At 48.4% G+C, this 18,465-nt stretch carries 19 protein-coding genes and 1 tRNA gene; 14 read left to right on the forward strand and 6 right to left on the reverse strand.

Features of this window, described 5'->3' with window-relative positions; genetic code table 11:
* Positions 1 to 51: 51 nt before the first annotated feature.
* From MK185_04090 to MK185_04100, 3 genes are all read left to right on the forward strand, one after another.
* A complete protein-coding gene (locus tag MK185_04090; protein MCH2039793.1) occupies positions 52 to 324 on the forward strand; it encodes an HU family DNA-binding protein in 273 nt (90 codons plus the stop codon).
* Positions 325 to 332: 8 nt separating this feature from the next.
* Positions 333 to 409 (forward strand) — tRNA-Asp (locus MK185_04095).
* A 68-nt stretch (positions 410 to 477) separates the two neighbouring features.
* Entirely contained in the window at positions 478 to 2,313 is a 1,836-nt protein-coding gene (locus tag MK185_04100) for a SurA N-terminal domain-containing protein (GenBank protein MCH2039794.1), read from the forward strand.
* Between the two features lie 30 nt (positions 2,314 to 2,343).
* Here the strand turns inward: MK185_04100 and MK185_04105 are convergent, their stop codons facing one another.
* From MK185_04105 to MK185_04115, 3 genes are read right to left on the reverse strand one after another with little or no spacing between them, the layout of a single operon-like run.
* Positions 2,344 to 2,961: a YigZ family protein gene (locus tag MK185_04105; GenBank protein ID MCH2039795.1), complete on the reverse strand. Its 618-nt coding sequence runs from the start codon at positions 2,959 to 2,961 to the stop codon at positions 2,344 to 2,346.
* A complete protein-coding gene (locus MK185_04110) occupies positions 2,940 to 4,013 on the reverse strand; it encodes a class I SAM-dependent methyltransferase (GenBank protein MCH2039796.1) in 1,074 nt (357 codons plus the stop codon). The genes MK185_04105 and MK185_04110 overlap by 22 nt, the downstream gene beginning before the upstream one ends.
* Positions 4,013 to 4,330: a hypothetical protein gene (locus MK185_04115; GenBank protein MCH2039797.1), complete on the reverse strand. Its 318-nt coding sequence runs from the start codon at positions 4,328 to 4,330 to the stop codon at positions 4,013 to 4,015. The genes MK185_04110 and MK185_04115 overlap by 1 nt, the downstream gene beginning before the upstream one ends.
* Before the next feature lie 175 nt (positions 4,331 to 4,505).
* Between MK185_04115 and MK185_04120 the strand changes: the two genes are divergently transcribed.
* A complete protein-coding gene (locus MK185_04120; protein ID MCH2039798.1) occupies positions 4,506 to 5,438 on the forward strand; it encodes a DUF4062 domain-containing protein in 933 nt (310 codons plus the stop codon).
* A gap of 4 nt (positions 5,439 to 5,442) precedes the next feature.
* On the opposite strand, the gene MK185_04125 is transcribed toward MK185_04120, so the two are convergent.
* A complete protein-coding gene (locus tag MK185_04125) occupies positions 5,443 to 5,778 on the reverse strand; it encodes a metalloregulator ArsR/SmtB family transcription factor (protein MCH2039799.1) in 336 nt (111 codons plus the stop codon).
* A gap of 288 nt (positions 5,779 to 6,066) precedes the next feature.
* On the opposite strand from MK185_04125, the gene MK185_04130 reads away from it, so the two are divergent.
* The 3 genes from MK185_04130 to sthA all read left to right on the forward strand — a co-directional run bounded on the left by MK185_04130 (position 6,067) and on the right by sthA (position 8,810).
* The gene (locus MK185_04130; protein ID MCH2039800.1) at positions 6,067 to 7,107 is read left to right on the forward strand and encodes an FAD:protein FMN transferase; all 1,041 of its coding nucleotides are present in this window, start codon (positions 6,067 to 6,069) and stop codon (positions 7,105 to 7,107) included.
* A gap of 6 nt (positions 7,108 to 7,113) precedes the next feature.
* Positions 7,114 to 7,347: a (Na+)-NQR maturation NqrM gene (gene nqrM / locus MK185_04135; protein MCH2039801.1), complete on the forward strand. Its 234-nt coding sequence runs from the start codon at positions 7,114 to 7,116 to the stop codon at positions 7,345 to 7,347.
* Between the two features lie 71 nt (positions 7,348 to 7,418).
* Positions 7,419 to 8,810: a Si-specific NAD(P)(+) transhydrogenase gene (gene sthA, locus MK185_04140; GenBank protein ID MCH2039802.1), complete on the forward strand. Its 1,392-nt coding sequence runs from the start codon at positions 7,419 to 7,421 to the stop codon at positions 8,808 to 8,810.
* Between the two features lie 74 nt (positions 8,811 to 8,884).
* Here sthA and MK185_04145 read toward each other — a convergent pair whose 3' ends face one another.
* Positions 8,885 to 9,199, reverse strand: a complete 315-nt coding sequence (locus MK185_04145) for an SCP2 sterol-binding domain-containing protein (protein MCH2039803.1) — start codon at positions 9,197 to 9,199, stop codon at positions 8,885 to 8,887.
* 267 nt (positions 9,200 to 9,466) lie between these two features.
* On the opposite strand from MK185_04145, the gene sohB reads away from it, so the two are divergent.
* Both sohB and MK185_04155 read left to right on the forward strand, forming a co-directional pair.
* A complete protein-coding gene (sohB, locus tag MK185_04150) occupies positions 9,467 to 10,531 on the forward strand; it encodes a protease SohB (GenBank protein MCH2039804.1) in 1,065 nt (354 codons plus the stop codon).
* Between the two features lie 24 nt (positions 10,532 to 10,555).
* Positions 10,556 to 11,548, forward strand: a complete 993-nt coding sequence (locus MK185_04155; GenBank protein ID MCH2039805.1) for a YhdH/YhfP family quinone oxidoreductase — start codon at positions 10,556 to 10,558, stop codon at positions 11,546 to 11,548.
* A gap of 118 nt (positions 11,549 to 11,666) precedes the next feature.
* Here the strand turns inward: MK185_04155 and rne are convergent, their stop codons facing one another.
* The gene (gene rne / locus MK185_04160; protein MCH2039806.1) at positions 11,667 to 14,555 is read right to left on the reverse strand and encodes a ribonuclease E; all 2,889 of its coding nucleotides are present in this window, start codon (positions 14,553 to 14,555) and stop codon (positions 11,667 to 11,669) included.
* A 449-nt stretch (positions 14,556 to 15,004) separates the two neighbouring features.
* Here rne and MK185_04165 point away from each other — a divergent pair, with 449 nt between their 5' ends.
* From MK185_04165 to rpmF, 5 genes are all read left to right on the forward strand, one after another.
* Complete coding sequence (locus tag MK185_04165; protein ID MCH2039807.1) at positions 15,005 to 15,973, forward strand: RluA family pseudouridine synthase; 969 nt, start codon at positions 15,005 to 15,007, stop codon at positions 15,971 to 15,973.
* A complete protein-coding gene (locus MK185_04170; GenBank protein ID MCH2039808.1) occupies positions 15,963 to 16,631 on the forward strand; it encodes an HAD-IA family hydrolase in 669 nt (222 codons plus the stop codon). Before MK185_04165 ends, MK185_04170 begins: the two co-directional genes overlap by 11 nt.
* On the forward strand, positions 16,624 to 17,640 hold the full coding sequence (locus tag MK185_04175; protein MCH2039809.1) for a S49 family peptidase: 1,017 nt from the start codon (positions 16,624 to 16,626) through the stop codon (positions 17,638 to 17,640). The genes MK185_04170 and MK185_04175 overlap by 8 nt, the downstream gene beginning before the upstream one ends.
* An 85-nt stretch (positions 17,641 to 17,725) precedes the next feature.
* Positions 17,726 to 18,262, forward strand: a complete 537-nt coding sequence (locus MK185_04180) for a YceD family protein (protein MCH2039810.1) — start codon at positions 17,726 to 17,728, stop codon at positions 18,260 to 18,262.
* 19 nt (positions 18,263 to 18,281) lie between these two features.
* Positions 18,282 to 18,464 (forward strand): 50S ribosomal protein L32, encoded by a 183-nt coding sequence (gene rpmF, locus MK185_04185; GenBank protein ID MCH2039811.1) that lies wholly within the window; start codon positions 18,282 to 18,284, stop codon positions 18,462 to 18,464.
* Position 18,465 lies beyond the last annotated feature (1 nt).

Below are 18,465 nucleotides of genomic sequence, written 5' to 3' on the forward strand. Positions count from 1 at the left end.
CCATTCGCATAACAAGAATTGACAACTGCGCACAGAGTAAGGGGATTAAGTGTGAACAAGTCTGAATTGATCGACGCTATTGCAGCATCCGCCGACATTCCAAAAGCCGCTGCCGGCCGTGCTTTAGACGCCATGATTGATAGTATTGGTGGTGCTCTAAAGGAAGGTGATCAGGTAGCTCTCGTTGGTTTTGGTACCTTTCAGGTAAAAGAGCGTGCAGCCCGTACTGGCCGTAACCCTCAAACTGGTGAGCCTATTGAAATTAAAGCAGCCAAAGTGCCAAGCTTTAAGCCTGGTAAGGCTCTGAAGGACGCGGTTAACTAAAGAAATTCGGACCGGTAGTTCAGTTGGTTAGAATACCGGCCTGTCACGCCGGGGGTCGCGGGTTCGAGTCCCGTCCGGTCCGCCAAATTAAAAGCGCATCGACTGATGCGCTTTTTTTGTGACAACGAGCTTAAAAAATAATTTGGAGTAAGCATGTTACAAACGATGCGCGATAATGCTCAGGGTATAGTCGCTAAAATAATCGTATTTTTTATTATCGCTGTATTCGCACTTTGGGGCGTAGAAAGCATCGTCACGTTAGGTGGTGGCGAAGAGGCTAAGGCGTCTGTTGGCGGCAACGATATTAATGAGGTGGAAATTGTTCGTTTAGTCGAGCAGCAGAAAAATAATCTTCGTAATCAATTTGGTGATCAATACAACGAAGATCTATTTAACGAGGGCTTTCTGCGTAAATCTGCTCTTGAGCAGTTGATCAATCAAAAGGTCGCGCTTGTGCAAGCTGATAAGCTTGGCTTGCACGCTTCAACCTCAGCCATTGACGCTCAAATCGTGTCGATGCCAGCGTTTCAGTTGGATGGAAAATTCAGCAAAGAACAGTTCCAGAATATTTTACGCATGAACGGCTGGTCGCCACTCAGTTTTCGCAATGAGTTGGCAGGAGATATTAAAGTTAATCAAGCCCGTGCAGCCTTTGTTTTAAGCTCAGTGGAAACTCCTTTTTCGGTTCAGCTCGAAGAAGCTCTGGAAAATGAAACGCGTAGTTTCAGGTTTGTTGAGCTAAATAGCGCTTCTCTGGAAAAGGATATCGAGGTTTCTGACGAAGAAATTGAGAGCTTTTATGGCGAGAATAAGAGTCGTTTCATGACTGACGAGACTGTTAGCATCGATTATGTTCAGTTGGAACGTGGTGTACTTGCAGCCAAGCAAGCAGTCAGCGACGAAGACGTCGACTTGCTATATCAGGACTACGTTGCAAAAGAGAAAGAACTTGAGCAGCGCGACTCCAGTCATATCCTGATCGAAATCTCCGATGATATTACTGAAGAAGACGCTCAGAAATTAGCGGCCGACATCAAGCAGCGCCTGGATAATGGTGAGGATTTTGCCGAGCTTGCTTCACAGTTTTCTGATGATATCGGTACGAAAGCTCAGGGCGGCAAGCTTGGCCTGAATACCCGCGGGGCATTTGTTGAGGAATTTGAGAATGCTCTGTACGGCCTGAGTACAGGAGAGGTTTCTGCTCCGGTGAAAACAGAATTCGGTTACCATATTATCAAGCTGAATAAGGTTGCTGCCGCTGATGTTAAATCTTTGGATGAAATGAAAGAACAACTTGAAGCTGATGTTCGTGCCGAAAAGGCAGAAGTTGAGTTCGCTGAATTACAGCAAGAGCTATCCAATATTGCTTTCTCGGCGGGTTCTATCGAAGAAGTTGCAGATGCATTAAGTCTGGATAAGCAATCAACAGCGTTATTCTCAAGAAATTATGGCGATGGCGTTGCTTCAAACAATGAAATTCGTACTGCGGCTTTCCAGGATAATATCCTTTTGGATCGTGAGATCAGTGGTGTCATTGAAACGGCGGCAGGTGCTTTGGTGTTTGCGATTAATGAGTACAAGCCCTCAGAATTGAAAGCTCTGAATCTTGTTAAGTCGGGTATTGTTGCTGAACTTACTTCGACTAAAGCAAAAGATGTTGCGAAAGATAAAGCAGAAACCATCAAGAATGGTGATGTTACGGATGTGCAGTGGACTCAGGTTGAAACAAGCTTTAATCAGTCTTCAGATGCACCACGTTCTGTACAGCAAAAAGCGTTTGAAATGGCTGAGGGTCAATCAGCCGTTGTAAGCACTCCGGGTGGTTATTCTGTTGTGATGGTCGAAGGAGTCATCAAAAAAGATTGGCAGAGTATGCAAACCAGCGAATCCTTGATTGAGCAGGGTCGTACCCAACAAAGCCGTGCTGACATGGTGAGTTACCAGGTATGGGCTAAAGAGAATGTTGAAATAAAACGTTCTGGAAGCTAGAGGCTAAAGCGGTCACCATAGGTGGCCGTTTTACTTTGTGGTGCAGTCGTAGCCTCTCGATAGGAAGTCTGAGATGATTTCTTCAGCGTCATGCTCCCGTACTTCAGCAAAGACAGTGATGCCATCTGTTTCATATTTGACTTCTGTATGGGTAGCGCCGGCAGCTCCAAGCAGTCTGCGAATTATCCCCTCAGATCGAAAATCAGCGGTTAATCTAATTGGCTGCCTATCCACAACGGTTTTGTAGAATTTGTCGTCCAGTGACGATATAACCTCAGATGCAGAGTGACTGTAGGCACGCTGAAGTCCACCTGTTCCAAGTTTTGTTCCGCCAAAATACCGTGTTACTAATACTGTGCAATTAACCAGATTTCGATGGCGCATGGTTTTTAGCATTGGCATACCAGCCGTTCCTGAGGGTTCGCCGTCATCGGAAAATCCCTCGATAATTTTTCCATTTTTACGAAGACGATAAGCGGAGCAAACATGACTTGCTTTGGGGTGGCTGTTCTTTAATGCTTTGATGCGGTTCTTGACTGCCTGTTCGTCATTAACAGGAAACAGTTCGCTGATAAATCGACTGCGCTTCTCTTCAAAAAGTATTTCGTTTGATTGAGAGGGTTGGATTAGCTGGCTGCTTTTTGGCATATGTACACATTAAATTTTGAGTCGCGTTTTAATACGTCGACGTTTCGAAACAAGCGATGCAGAATTTTTCCGTACGGTAAGTGTCGATTGGCAACCACCAGAAGCTGGCCTCCAGGCTTTAGCTTGGTCGATGAGTGATCGAACATGGTGGCCGCGATATTGGTCAGTTCTTTGTGACCGTCGTGATATGGCGGATTGCAGACAACCCAGTCCAGAGTCTCATTGACTTTGTCCAGGGCGTTGCTATGAAGCACCTCGATGTCAATGTTGTTAGACTGAGCGTTGTTGAAAGCCGATCGAACAGCAAGCATAGAATCATCGCATGCAATAACTCTTGTGTTCGGAGACTTCTGTTTTATAACAAGACTCAAGAGGCCATTGCCACAGCCAATATCTGCAACGGTGCCGCCTGAGATTATTCCGAGGTGAGGTAGTAGCGATTGACTGCCAATATCGAGCTTGTTTCCGGAAAATACGCCGGGTAGGGCGCTGAAATTGAGTCCATTATAGATATATCCCTGCGTCTTGGGTGTTACGCTTGCAGGTTTGACAAGTTTAATGAGCCTTGCCTTCTTTTCGATTCGGTACTGTTGGTAATGCTCGCAATGGGCTTCAAGCCATTGAAGCCAGGCTACTGGCATGTGTTTGGCCATCCCTGCAAGCCATATTTCACCACCCTCGACTAAGCGTTCCGAGCATATTGCCAACCAGAACTTAAGTTGTTCAAAGTTCTTGGGAGCTTTGATCACGGCTTGAAGCAGGCCGTTTTGAATTTCAGATTCATGCGTGACCACTTTGCAACAACCCTGAGGTGAGTTGTGAGCGCGATTTTTATGGATGGCCTCAATGGCACAAGCACTATCAACCAGACTGCAATGATCGTCAAATAGGCAGGAGAGCGCTCCATGGCGATCATTTATCACCAGTGTTGGCTTATTTAGCGGTACGCTGCGAAATATAAATTCATCCGCAGCGTCCCAGGGGCGGGCGACATGTTCCGGAACGACAGGAAAGCATGTAAGCCACAGCTGAGCTTCATTCCAACGCTGCATCAGTAGATATCTTTAAAGTCTTTCGATTCCAGTTGATCCAGCAGGCCGCGTTCCTTGCCGATTTTTTCTTTCGGTTCTGTTTTGACGGGTTTAGGTGTTTCAGCGGCTTTTTGCTCTTTCTGTTGCTCATCGACAGCTTTTTGTTTGGCTTCCGGGTTTTCAGCCAGGAACTTTTCATAGGTAGATGTCTGTTTTCTACCTTTGATGCGCTTGGATGATTGCCGGTCGTTGCCTGCCTCTCGCTTAAGTTTTGAGATGCTGCCTGTTTTAACCTTATGGATACGGCTCAGTGAGCGCGTCTTCTTTTTGCGGGTCATGATGTCTGTTTATCAATATTAAAGTCCGATTTTATCCCATCGGCGCTTAAATGTAATTGTTTTACATTGTCAGGGCTGTTTCGGTTTGTTCTGAATGGACCAGCGCTGTTATAGTTAGCTGAACAGCAATAAGTTAGCGCAGCAGGTACGCTGCTATGAAGGGTTTCGAACAACAATGCCAGTTCAAAAACACTACCTGGTTTATCTCGCCTCGACAGCACAAGGAATGGAGCTGGAGCGTTATGAAGTTGAACGAATGCTCGCTCGTCATCAGATGATTAACGTTGGCTTTGCTTACTGTCCGGAGGCAAGCGCGTATGATTGGGATCTGGTTCGAAGCCAAATAGAGAAAGCGGACCTCTTCATTTTGCTGCTCGGTGATTCGTACGGGCCGATGGCACCAACCGGCATCAGCTTTTTACACAGGGAGTTTGTACACGCGCAAACACTCGGAAAGCCAATCGTATCATTTATCAAAAATGCACTTCCCGAAAAGAACCTGTCTGAAGAACAGAGGCGACTTAGTGGTTTCCACCGGGTTGTCGCTCAACAATCAAGCTACCGCTTATGGCATTTAAGGGATGAGTTGCTGTCTCATGTGAAGAGCACGCTCGCCAGTCAGAGGCTTGAAGGCGGATGGCTGCCGGAGTCCTATGCGGCAAGATCGGGCGCCGAATCGAGATCTGACTCGCCGGCTCAATCGTTGGCTTCTCCCGCTAGTAATCTTTCAGCCAAGCAGCGGCTTGCGAGAGCAAAACAGGTCGTGAGCCTGCAGATTGCGGCAAAAGTTTATGAAGCTGGCAACCTGACGAGGGAGGAGGTCTTCTTGCCGGTTCGCCTTGATCAATTGTTGCAAGGCGTCCTTCATCTTTTGCGAAATGGAGCCAGCGAGGATCGACTTCGATCGCAGCTGGAGTCTGTGATTGCTAAAAAAGTTTCAAATCAACTGCTGACGCGCCATCCAAAAGCCCACGCTGTCGACGATGTGCGCATCAGCCGTGGCCAGTTTCAGCAGATTCTGAACAGTTGGCAGAGTCTTGGGCTTGTCAGTGGCAGGGGAGATCCAGGTCGTTCAGTTTGGACTGTCGCAGAGGCCGCTGGAGCATAAGGTTTCAGCTGCTGATCGTACCGAGTAGATTTTGTTTCTGCTCCCACTCAGTCTTCATGCTATTACACACCGTATCGCAAAGTTCAAATACAAATGGCGCACTGATACTGAAGAATGCCATATTGCCATTCTGGCGACGTTTCACCATGCCATGGCTGCGCAATGTCGACAGGTGCTTCGACACATTCGGCTGAGATGCACCCGTGGCCTTAACCAACTCGGTAACTGATTTTTCGCCTTCATGAAGTTGATGCAGTATCTTCAGACGCATTGGATCTGCCAGTAAGCGGAAGCGCTGAGCGATCAGTTCCAGCATTTCATCGGGCATGACTTCTTGCATATATATTCTCCAGATTCGTCTAAAGATTTTACGTGATAATCGTTCCCAACCCAATATTTATTGAGGGGGAGTCTCATCTGTTGAGGTGTAAACAGCATCTGTTGGTGTGGCGGTCAGTGATCGCGTGAAAATGGTGAGGGCGGCTTCTTCGCTCTGCTTTCTCTGTATAGCTCAGTGTGCCGATGGCGCAGCGCAGTGGCTCAAACCGTCCGGAAGTTGCATCAGTTATCCAAAACTTCATGCGTATTGACATAACCTTGGTTTATAATCGCACTGACTGGAGGGTTTATGATTTATCGATTGGTGCTGTTGTTTGGAATAGTTGCATTTGTAGCCGGATGCTTGCCCGACAAAGGAACACAAGAAGTCTATAAAATTGCCGGCAATACAATGGGGACGACCTATAACATCAGTTGGGTGGATACAGAGGATCGTTCTTTTGACATAAAAAACAGGGTGGATCATCGCTTGCGTGAAATCAACGCAGCTATGTCCACTTACATCAGTAATTCAGAGCTATCTCAGATCAATCGCTCCGACGACATCAACTTCAGGGTTTCTTCCGATCTTGCAGAGGTTTTGTCAATTTCCCTATCGATTTATCGCGCCTCTCATGGACTGTTTGATGTGACTATTGGTCCTCTGGTAAATCTCTGGGGATTTGGTCCCGATGCCAAGGTTGAGCGTCAACCCAGTAACGAACAGATTTCACTGCAGCTTGATAGAGTGGGTAGTGATGCGTTGAAGTTGCAAGCATTGAATCTGGAGCGATCAGAGTATCGGTATATTGATTTATCCGCGGTTGCAAAGGGATGGGGCGTAGACCAGATCGCCGAACTGTACGAAGACTATGGAATCGACAATTATTTGGTGGAAATCGGCGGTGAAATGCGGCTTTCTGGCAATAAGCCGTCGAATATCCCCTGGAGAATCGCGATAGAGCGACCCTCCGGCGATCTTCAGCAGCGATCTCCACAGCTTATTTTTTCTCCTGGAGCCCGCGCTGTGGCGACATCGGGTGATTACCGCAATTATTTCGAACTGGATGGTGTGCGCTATTCCCACACCATTGATGTTAAAACCGGCAAACCAATAAGTCACCGGCTCGCATCTGTCTCGGTTATTCACGAACGCAGTGCTTATGCGGATGCATGGGCGACGGCGCTGAATGTTGCGGGACCGGAAGCTGGTTTGCTGTTGGCTGAACAAAACAACCTCGCTGCATACATGATCGTGCGTGAGGAGAATGGATTCAAAGAATATTTTTCTAATCAGTTCAGAGCGTGGTTCCCGGAAGTGGTGTCACAATCTGAAATACAAGACAGGTAAATAATAATGTCGACAATCGTAATTGTGTTTGGTGCCATGTTGGTTTTTGTTTCTTTAATGGCTGTGGGGGTGCTCATGGGTCGTAAACCTATCTCAGGCTCGTGTGGAGGGATGGCAGCCGTTGGGATGGAAAGTGCGTGTGACGTTTGCGGAGGAGACAAAAACAAATGCGAAAAAGAATCAAAGGATGCCGAAGCGGTATCTGACAATGCAGATTTTTACGATGCGACTAAGCGCTAGTGCTACGAATTTGACATAATAGCCTACAATGACAGGTGTCTAACAAACAATTAGTGGATGGAGTTGTCAATATGACAGATTATCAATACGACGTGGTCATCATCGGTGCCGGTCCCGCTGGGGAAGGTGCTGCGATGAATGCGGCAAAAAATGGTAAAAAAGTCGCCGTCGTAGAAGATAAGAGTATGGTCGGTGGTAACTGTACGCACTGGGGTACGATACCGTCAAAAGCGCTGCGCCATGCCGTGAAGCAGATCATCTCCTTCAACACCAATCCGATGTTCCGCGAGATCGGAGAGCCACGCTGGTTTTCATTTCCACGTGTTCTGAAAAGTGCCGAGAAGGTCATTGCGAAACAGGTAAAGTTGAGAACTGAGTTTTACGGTCGCAACCGCATTAGTGTATATAACGGCACTGCACGTTTTGCCGATGCCAATACCATTGACGTTTACAATGGTACTGCGTCAAACATACGCTTACATGCTGAAGAGGTGGTAATTGCCACCGGCTCTAGTCCATGGCGTCCGAGCAATATCGATTTCTCTCATCCCCGTGTATATGATTCCGATACTGTGCTGCAGCTCGAGCATACGCCGAGAACCATCATTATTTATGGCGCTGGTGTCATTGGTTGTGAGTACGCGTCCATTTTCTCGGGCCTTGGCGTTAAAGTGGATTTGATTCACCCTGGTGATCGTTTGCTCAACTTTCTGGATGATGAAATTTCAGATGCATTGAGCTATCACCTGCGGGATAAGGGTGCTTTGATTCGTCACAATGAGCAGTTTGATTCGTTGGAAATTAACGAACGGCATGTCACCATGCGTATGGCTTCCGGCAAAAAAGTGAAAGCCGATGCATTTTTATGGGCTGCGGGTCGTTCCGGAAACACTCAAAACCTTGGATTAGAAAACATCGGCTTGGAAACCAACTCCCGTGGTCAGTTAGAAATCGATAATGAGTATCGAACTGCAGTGGAAAGCATCTATGCAGTCGGTGATGTGATCGGTTGGCCAGCATTGGCATCCGCCGCTTATGATCAGGGTCGTGCAGCAGCAGCAAAAATTTCTTCTCAGCCAGATTTCCGGTTTGTCGGCTCAGTTCCAACCGGTATTTACACCATCCCGGAAATCAGTTCGGTAGGTAAAACAGAGGCTCAACTTACCGAGGAGAAAGTCCCTTATGAGGTAGGGCAGGCGTTTTTCAAAAACATTGCCCGTGCTCAAATTACCGCTGAGGGTGTGGGGATGCTGAAGATTCTGTTTCATAGAGAAACACTTGAAATCCTCGGCATTCATTGCTTCGGAGACCAGGCAGCAGAGATCGTGCATATCGGTCAGGCAATTATGGAGCAGAAAGGCGAAGGCAACACCCTCAAGTATTTCGTCAATACCACCTTTAATTACCCTACTATGGCTGAAGCCTATCGCGTTGCCGCTTTGAACGGGCTCAATCGACTGTAATCTGGTCTTTCAAATTTCAGGCACAAAAAAACCGCGCTGCTTTTAAAGTAGCGCGGTTTTTTTTGCTTGAGCTATTAAGCCGGGAACAGTTCGCCCAGCTTTGTAGCCAGCATCATGTCACCTTCAACACGCAACTGGCCAGACATGAAGGCTTGCATGCCATCAGTTTCACCAGACGCGATACCTGCGAAAGTATCGGTGTTCATGATCAGGGTAACGTTTGCATCGTCGTTTTCGCCAGCAGCTACAGAGCAAGTGCCGTCTTTAACGATCAGGTGGTGAGTGTCACCGTCTTCAATGTTGAATTGGAAGATCAGGTCCAGGCCAGCAGCAGCGTCGGCGTTGAACTTGCTGTTCATGGTTTCAATGATTTCTGCAACAGATGCCATAACGGTTTCCTTTTTATTGCTTAAGTAAAACAGGTGCACAATTGAGATGCTACATATTCAGCATCCTGTTCTTGAAATTGTCGTTATCAGACGCTGGTCACTCTATGGTGAGCTGAGCTGGCTGTCAATCGAATTTCATACGATTGTTTGAATTTGTCTTTTGGTGGTGCCGGAGCCGATGTTTATACGCTTCACACACAGGTTTGTTCACTCTCAGCTTTGGGTTATGCTTGCGCGCTTGTGTAATTTATTTTTAAGGACGTGTTTGTGGAATTCCTGATTGAATATGGGGCTTTTCTGCTTAAAGCAATCACCATTGTTGTTGCCATTTTAATTGTTGTTGGTGGAGTCATATCGCTGAGTTCAAGACAGAAGGGGTCCAGTGATGGCGATCTTATCGTGAAGAAGCTGAATGATGAGCTGGACGACCAGAGGGACCAGCTGCAAGAAGTATTGCTTGATAAAGAAGTCTTGAAGCAGCTCGAGAAAGCCAAAAAGAAAGAGGAAAAAGAGAAAGATAAAGCGGCTAAAAAGGCGGCGAAGGATAAGAAAGAAGAGAAGGAAGAGCAAAGAAAGCGCGTTTTTGTCTTGGACTTCGATGGTGATATTAAAGCCAGTGATGTTGACTTGATGCGCCAGGAAATTACCGCCGTACTAACCATGGCAACGAAAGATGACGAAATTGTGATAACGCTGGAAAGTGGTGGCGGTATGGTTCACAGCTATGGGCTGGCATCATCGCAGCTTGAGCGCATTCGAGCTAAAGGTATTCCGCTGACGGTCTGCGTCGATAAAGTGGCTGCCAGTGGTGGCTATATGATGGCCTGTCTGGCGGATAAGGTGGTTGCTGCACCGTTTGCAATTATCGGCTCGATCGGCGTTGTAGCTCAACTTCCTAACTTTAATCGTTTACTGAAGAAGCACGATGTCGATTTCGAGTTATTCACTGCCGGAGAGTACAAACGCACTGTGACTATGTTTGGTCACAATTCTGCAAAGGCAAAAGATAAATTCCAATCTGACCTCGAAGACACGCACGAGCTGTTTAAGCAACACGTGGGACATTACCGAAAAAACCTGAATATTGAGGCCGTCGCTACTGGCGACATCTGGTACGGTCAGCAGGCATTGGCAAATGGTCTGATTGACGAAATCGGTACCAGTGATGACTATTTGGTAGCAGCTTGTGAAACCGCTGATGTTTATACCGTGCAATATGAGTATAAGAAGTCTTTGCAGGAAAAATTGGGCTTTGCTGCTCAGGCTGGATTCGAATCTGCAGTAACAAAATTATTAACCGCGGCAAACAATCGCATGCAAAGCAAAAGCTGATTACATTTAAACGAAGGGGCTTTTATGGCATTTCTGGCATATCGCGTAGAAGAAACAGATCAGGGAATGGTGGCGTCCTGGCAGGAGCAGGACACAGCTGCTCTACCAGAAGGAGATGTGTTGATTGATGTCGAGTATTCTTCGATCAATTATAAAGATGCGTTATCTGCGAGTGGTAATAAGGGTGTAACCCGAGCGTTTCCGCACACGCCTGGAATCGACGCAGTCGGAACCGTTGCCGAAAGTTCGAGTAGCGCTTTTTCAGCAGGTGACTCTGTTGTTGTTTTTGGCTATGACCTGGGGATGAATACCGCCGGTGGTTTTGCTCAAAAAATACGTGTTCCGGCTGGCTGGGTACTCAGGCGCCCAATGAGCCTTACCGCTGCGGACGCTATGTCCTGGGGTACTGCCGGTTTTACCGCAGCATTGAGTGTGGAAAAGCTGCTGCGTAACGGAATTAGCCCCGACTCCGGACCTGTTGTCGTTACTGGGGCAACGGGTGGCGTCGGTTCTGTTGCAGTTGCTCTGCTTGCGAAGCTTGGCTTCGAAGTCGTTGCTGTAACCGGCAAGCCTGATCAGCAAGCGTTTTTGGAGTCAATCGGTGCCAGTGCCTTTCTTACGCGTGACGATATATTGAATGTCAAAGGTAAAGCCATGGCGAAGCCTTTGTATCAGGGAGCCGTGGATACGGTTGGTGGCGACCTGGTCTCAGGCTTGCTACCACAAGTTAAGCCCGAAGGTGCAATAACAACGTGTGGCATGATTGCCGGTACAAAAGTGGAAGCTTCCGTCTTTCCATTTATTTTACGAGGCGTCAGTTTACTTGGTGTTGACTCCGTTGAGATTCCTCTGACAGAGAAACAAGCGGTTCTGAATAAAGTGGCTGCTGAGTGGCAGCTGTCTCAGCTCGAGTCGATGACAACCGAGTTGGGTCGTTCGCAACTGGCTGGTGTATTGGCTAAAGTGCTGAATGGTGAGGGAGTAGGGCGTTATCGCTTGAATCTCCAGATTAATTAATCCCGTTACAAGAAGCCGGCTCCCGAAGGATTGTCGGTTTTTTTGCGCCTGTATGCCGTCAGCAGGCAATAAAAAAGCAGCCCACAGGCTGCTTTTTTATTTTAAAGAATAACGGGGGTTACTCTTTGCTTTCCGCTTCAGTTTCAGCAGGGGCTTTGCCTTCGGAGTTCGCAACTTCCTGACCCTGATTGCGAGGGTCATTAGCAGCGCGGCCAGTATTGCGACGGCGAGAGCGGCGTCGGGTATTGGCTTTCTCATCGGTTCCAACTTTTGCTTTATCAGATTTCTCTGCTTCGGCAGGTTTCACCTCAGGCGTTTTTTCTTCCAGCTTAGTCGTTCTTTCTTCCACCTTAGTCGGTTTCTCTGCTGGAGCTGCCTTGATTTTTTCAGTTTCTTCTTTTGGCGCCTGAGAAGTTTCTGCGACTACTGTTTCTTTCTCAGCAGGCGAAGTCTTTTCTTCTGCGTTACTTCCAGCCTTTGCTTCAGTATTTGAATCTGAATTACCTTCGGCATCATTGCGACGACGGCTACGACGACGCGTGTTGCGGCGACGCGGCTTTTCTTCCTGTGCTTCATTAGAGTCGGATTTAGCTTCGGCAGGTTTATCGGCTGCTTTTACTTCTTTTTCCTCTGCTTTTTCCGCCTTTACCGGGGGTGTTTCTTCAGCTGGCGTTTCAGTCGCTACCTCTGAAACTTCCGTTACCGGTGTTTCAGTGATTGTGTCTTTGTCGCTGCGAGTATTGCGACGACGGCTACGACGTTCACGGCGAGGCTTGCGATCTTCGCTGGCTTCCGGGGCTGCAGATTCGAGAATGGTTGCCTGGCTTGCTACTTTAGCTTCTGTTTCCGTTTTGGTTTCGCCTGAAGCGGTTACTACAACCTCAGACGGCTCATTCGATTTTTCTCGGGGTTCACGACGACGACGGGGACTTTCTCCCTGAGTGCGATCACGTCTTTGAGCCTTTTGGCCGTCATTGCGGGCTTCAGTGGATGATTCTTCAGATTTGCGCTTATCGTCACGGCGATCATTGTCGCGTTTCTTATTGCGCTGGCTGTTATCGCGGGTATTTTCACGCTTGTTATCGCGTTGGCTGTCATTTTTACGGCGAGAATCACTGCGGCTGTTTTCACCGCGTTCAGAGTCATTGCGCTTGTTCGGTTGGCGATCCTTGCGACGATTGTCATTGTTGTCACGACTCTCATTGCGATTGCGATTGCCACGCCCGTTGTTGCGGTCATTCCCTTGTTCGTTTTTGCTGTTACGGGAACGATTATTATCGTTCTTGCGCTTTGCGTTGTTGTTTTTAGCCGGCTTTTTCTCTTTTTCTTTCTCATCATTGGCGCTGTCGAATAACGTCGCCAATGCAGCACCTATTTTGTTCCAAAAACTTGGTTGTGGTGCTGGCGTAGCTGGTGCGACCGTTTTTACGGCTGCTTTTTGTTGAGGTCGGCTGTTCTCTACAGTGGCCAGATCAACGCCGTATTCAACATCGGCCGCTTCAATTTTATGTTCGTAACTCACCTCACCAATCAGACTGTCGTCAGGACGGAGTCGCAACACTTCGTAATGCGGCGTTTCCATGTGAGGGTTGGGCAGGATTAATACCTTGCTGTTATGACGCTCCTCGATCGCGGCAATCAGATTGCGTTTTTCATTCAGTAGGAAGCTGGCCACAGGAACTGGCACGACGGCCCGAATCTGACCGGTATTTTCCTTAGCGGCTTCCTCTTCAATCAGGCGAAGAATGGAAAGACCAGAAGACTGAATGTCGCGGATAACGCCGGTGCCGCTGCAGCGAGGGCAGACGTGACCACTGGTTTCACCCAGTGACGGACGCAGGCGCTGGCGAGACATTTCGACCAGTCCAAAGCGAGATATGCGGCCAACCTGAACCCGTGCGCGATCCATTTCCAGAGCGCGCTTGAGGCGATTTTCTACTTCACGCTGATTTTTGTTTGCCATCATGTCAATGAAGTCGATGACAACCAGGCCACCCATATCGCGCAGGCGCAGTTGCCGAGCGATTTCATCTGCCGCTTCAAGGTTGGTATTCAGAGCCGTCTCTTCAATATCTGAACCTTTGGTGGCACGTGCGGAGTTGATATCGATGGATACCAGTGCTTCCGTTGGGTCGATAACAATTGAGCCGCCAGAGGGCAGCTTAACTTCACGCTGGAACGCGCTTTCGATCTGAGTTTCTATTTGATAGCGGTTAAATAGCGGAACACTGTCTTCGTAACGCTTAAATTTGTTCTCGTATTCGGGCATGACTTGTTGCACAAAACCCAGTGCTTCAGCGTATGCCTTTTCCGTATCAATCAGGACTTCACCGATGTCCTGGCGCAGGTAGTCGCGGATCGCGCGAATGATGACGTTGCTTTCCTGGAGCAGCAGGCAGGGTGCTTCACGGTTTTGTGACTCGTTCTGAATGGCATCCCATAGCTTAACCAGGTAATCCAGATCCCACTGCAGGTCTTCAGAGCTGCGTCCAATGCCAGCAGTACGAACGATAACGCCCATTTTGTCAGGTACGCTGACGCCTTTCATCGCTTCGCGCAATTCCTGGCGTTCGTCACCCTCGATACGGCGAGATATTCCGCCAGCACGGGCATTGTTAGGCATCAATACCAGGTAGCGGCCAGCCAGGCTGACTTGAGTAGTTAATGCCGCACCTTTATTGCCACGCTCTTCTTTGTCGACCTGGACGATTACTTCCTGGCCTTCACGCATAACATCCTTGATATTGATGCGCCCTGGGCCAGGGTCCTTAACAAAGTATTCGCGGGAGATTTCTTTAAGTGGCAAAAAACCATGACGTTCGGCGCCAAAGTCAACGAAAGCGGCTTCCAGGCTTGGCTCGATACGGGTGATTTTACCCTTATAGATATTTGCCTTTTTTTGCTCGCGAGTGCCCGGCTCAATGTCCAGATCGTATAGTTTTTGGCCGTCAACAAGGGCCACGCGCAACTCTTCAGATTGAGTGGCGTTGATTAGCATTCTTTTCATGCTGTACGTTTTGCTCTTAAGGGGCAACGTACTTGCTGGCATCGTCCGGGCGTTGGCCTCGGTCCTATACCAAAATATTTATGGGTGCTTTGCATTGTTATCGGTGCCAGTTGGGTCGCCGATCTTAGTCCGCATTGGTACCTCTTACGAAATTGGATACCGACACTGTCCATAATTTGATATTGCGAGATGCCGGCAAGGTTGCCTGGTTTATCTCACTGCGCAGTACACTTCGTGTGTCTGCTCCATTAATTCTCGGGAAGAGTTTTAACCATTTGTCTTCTTCCCTATACTGTGCCGCTTTCCCGGCATCGTCTGACGGCTCCGTGTATCGCTTTCGGTGGAGGCTTACTGTCGACCGAGCGAATATAGCAGTAAAGGCAGGGTGCAGCAAACCACCAGGCGAGATTAGCGCCTGATGGGACAATAATTTTCTGATTTTGGATTACATGTCTCAGACTCAACTCGATACCAGTAAGGTTAGTTTTGTCACGATTACTGATGGCAATCACGGTCAGCGACTGGATAACTTTCTACTTTCAACTTTAAAAGGCGTGCCTAAGGCATTGATTTATCGTGTCATTCGCAAAGGCGAGGTCAGGATTAATAAGAAGCGCGCGAAGGCGGATACGCGAATAGCCGATGGAGACATCGTTCGTATTCCGCCGATGCGCATTGCCCAGCGCGACGAGGCACCGCCGGTGTCTACCGTGCTTCAGGGTATTCTGGACGATGCCATCGTCCATGAGGATGAAGGCTTGTTGGTAGTGAATAAGCCGAGTGGGCTGGCTGTTCATGGTGGTTCTGGCGTCAACCTTGGCTTGATTGAAGCACTTCGTCAGATGCGCCCGACTCATACCTTTCTTGAACTGGTCCATCGGCTCGATCGAGACACATCCGGTTTGATACTGATTGCCAAAAAACGCTCGGTACTGACGGCGCTCCAGCGCATGTTGGCAAACAAGTCGGGTATATCAAAGCGTTATCTGGCGATGGTGCATGGCGGCTGGAGTCGGAGCGTTCTTGATGTTAAGGCGCCGCTATTGCGGATTGAGCGTCAATCCGGTGAGCGCATGGTTATTGTCGACGAGAAAGGCAAGTCGGCGCACACCCGAACCCGGTTGCTCAATGCCGGGCCTCATTATTCTCTAATTGAAGCTGAGCCGGTGACGGGGCGCACTCACCAGATTCGTGTTCACTGCCAATACGAGGGGCATGTCATTGCGGGCGATCAGAAATATCGTGATACCGGTCTTGTTGAAATTGACAAGAAGCAAGGGATTAATCGCTTGTTCCTGCATGCATGGCAGTTGAAGTTTCGTCATCCGTTAACGGGTGATTTCCTGAAGCTGGAAGCACTGCCGGACAGTGATTTTTGCAAGGCACTAACCAAAGGAGGGTGCCATCTTGAAATATAAATTAATCATATTTGATTGGGACGGCACGCTGGTAGATTCAACCGGACGAATTGTTGACAGCATGCAGCAGGCCTCCGTGGAGGTCGGTTTGCCTGCAGTTCCGGATATGGCGGTGCAAAATATTATCGGCCTGGGTTTGCCGGAGGCATTACAGACGGTGTGGCCTGGTATTGACGCATCGCAGATGTCAGAGATGACTCGGGTCTACGCGCGTCACTTTGTATACGACAGTAAAGTTGCTATGGCTTTTTTTGATGGCGTAGCAGACTTACTTGGTGATTTGAGGCAGGCGGGTTGCAAGCTTGCTGTTGCAACAGGAAAGAGCCGCAAAGGGCTTGATCGTATGCTCACCCAGATGGAAGTGGATGGTCGCCCTGTCGGTGAGCAATTCGCTGCGAGTCGATGCGCCGATGAGACGCGATCAAAGCCTGATCCGTTGATGCTGAAGGAATTGCTGGATGAACTGAATATACCAGCAGAGGAAGCACTGATGATCGGTGATACGAGCTTCGATCTTAATATGGCCAGTGCTTTGAATATCGACAGCGTTGCAATGAGTCATGGCGCACACGATCGCAGTGTCTTGCTCGATTGTCAGCCCAGGGCAATGTGTCACTCCATTACAGAACTTAATCAGTGGATAAAACAGAATGGATAATGAAAATCTGAATCATCATTCTACGAATGCGACGGTTACCAGTCGTCCCGACGATAACAGTAAAGAATGGCGACTGATCGAAAAGGTTGTCATGGAAATGCAGGGAGAGCAACGCCGAACGCGGCGCTGGGGTATCTTCTTTAAGCTTGCATTTTTGGTATACCTGCTGGCGATACTTTTCATGGTTCGCTTGCCTACGGAGAATCTTGACAAAGCTGGTGCTGCTGACAGTTACGCCGCGGTAATTGAGGTCAATGGCGTTATTGCTGCCGATCAGGATGCCAGTGCGGACGCTATTATCTCAGCGCTTCGGGATGCGTTTGATGATGAGAAGGCGCTGGGCGTCATCTTAAGGATTAACAGTCCTGGGGGCAGTCCGGTACAGTCCGGCTATGTTTATGATGAAATTAAGCGCTTAAAACAAACCCGGAATGATTTTCCGGTGTATGCCGTCATTATGGATCTGGGTGCTTCCGGTGCTTACTACATCGCTGCGGCGGCGGATGAAATCTATGCCGACAAGGCCAGTCTTGTCGGTTCAATCGGTGTCGTTGGTTCGGGTTTTGGATTTGTTGATGCAATGGAGAAATTGGGCATTGAGAGGCGCCAGTATACTGCTGGCTCCCATAAGGGCTTTCTCGATCCCTTTACGCCTGAAAAGCCCGAAGAAAAAACATTCTGGCAGGGCGTGTTGAAAGTGACTCATGATCAGTTCATTGCTCAGGTAAAGAATGGCCGGGGCGACCGACTTAAGCAAGATCCAGAGTTATTCAGTGGTCTTGTCTGGTCTGGAGAGCAAGCTCTTGAGCTCGGCTTGGTTGACGGTCTCTCGTCTAGCAGTCGCATCGCAAGGGATAAACTCGGCACAGAGGAACTGGTTAATTTTACCTATCGGCCAACGCCATGGGATGAGTTGGTTAGTCGTCTTGGTGCCAGCATTGGTGAAGGCATTGCCTTGCAGGTTATGCAGCACCTTCAAATCCACTCTGATGCGCCTAATTTACGTTAACGAATAACGATTTTTACTTTAACTTGCGGGTGGCGGATGCCGCTCGTACTAAATAACTTTGACACAGGAGCTTTGCATACCTATTATGTCGCGCACTATGGCAGAGGCTAGGCTACCCCAGCGTGTTGATGCAGCGAAATTAGTTGAGTCAAATCAACGATTTATCGCCGATATCGACAGCAAGAAACTACTCAGATTGCAATCCGCGGTGTTAAGCTGCGATGTTCCGGTGTCCTGTGAAATTGAATTTGATCGGGATGAGGAGCGTAATCGTGTATTATCCGGTAGCTGCAAAACACAAGTAGTAATGACATGTCAGCGTTGTCTAGGGCCGGTTACGGTTTCCATAGAAAGCGACTTTAACTTGGGGCTTGTGTTTAACGACGAACAGGCAAAACAGTTGCCAAGGCGACTGGAGCCGGTTGAGCTGGATGAGGATGCTCGTCTGGATCTCTGGGAGGCAATCGAAGATGAAGTTCTTCTGATGTTACCCAGCTTTCCGACACACCCCGAAAGTGAATGTCAGATAAAACAGCCAACGCCGGAGACAACGGCAATTGAAGATTCAGACGACAAGCGGCCAAACCCGTTTGACGTTTTAGCTCAGCTTAAACAGAAATAGCGTTAGTTAGGAGCCAAACATGGCGGTTCAAAAAAGCAAAGTAACTCGTTCCAAGCGTGGCATGCGTCGTTCTCACGATGCTCTGGATAATGGTGCTGCACTGGCTACAGATCCAACCACTGGTGAAACTCACCGTCGTCACCACGTAACTGCCGATGGTTTCTACCGTGGCAAAAAAGTCGTGGAGACTGGCAACGACTAAT

This window comes from Saccharospirillaceae bacterium (assembly GCA_022448365.1).
Taxonomy (GTDB): domain Bacteria; phylum Pseudomonadota; class Gammaproteobacteria; order Pseudomonadales; family Oceanobacteraceae; genus Bacterioplanoides.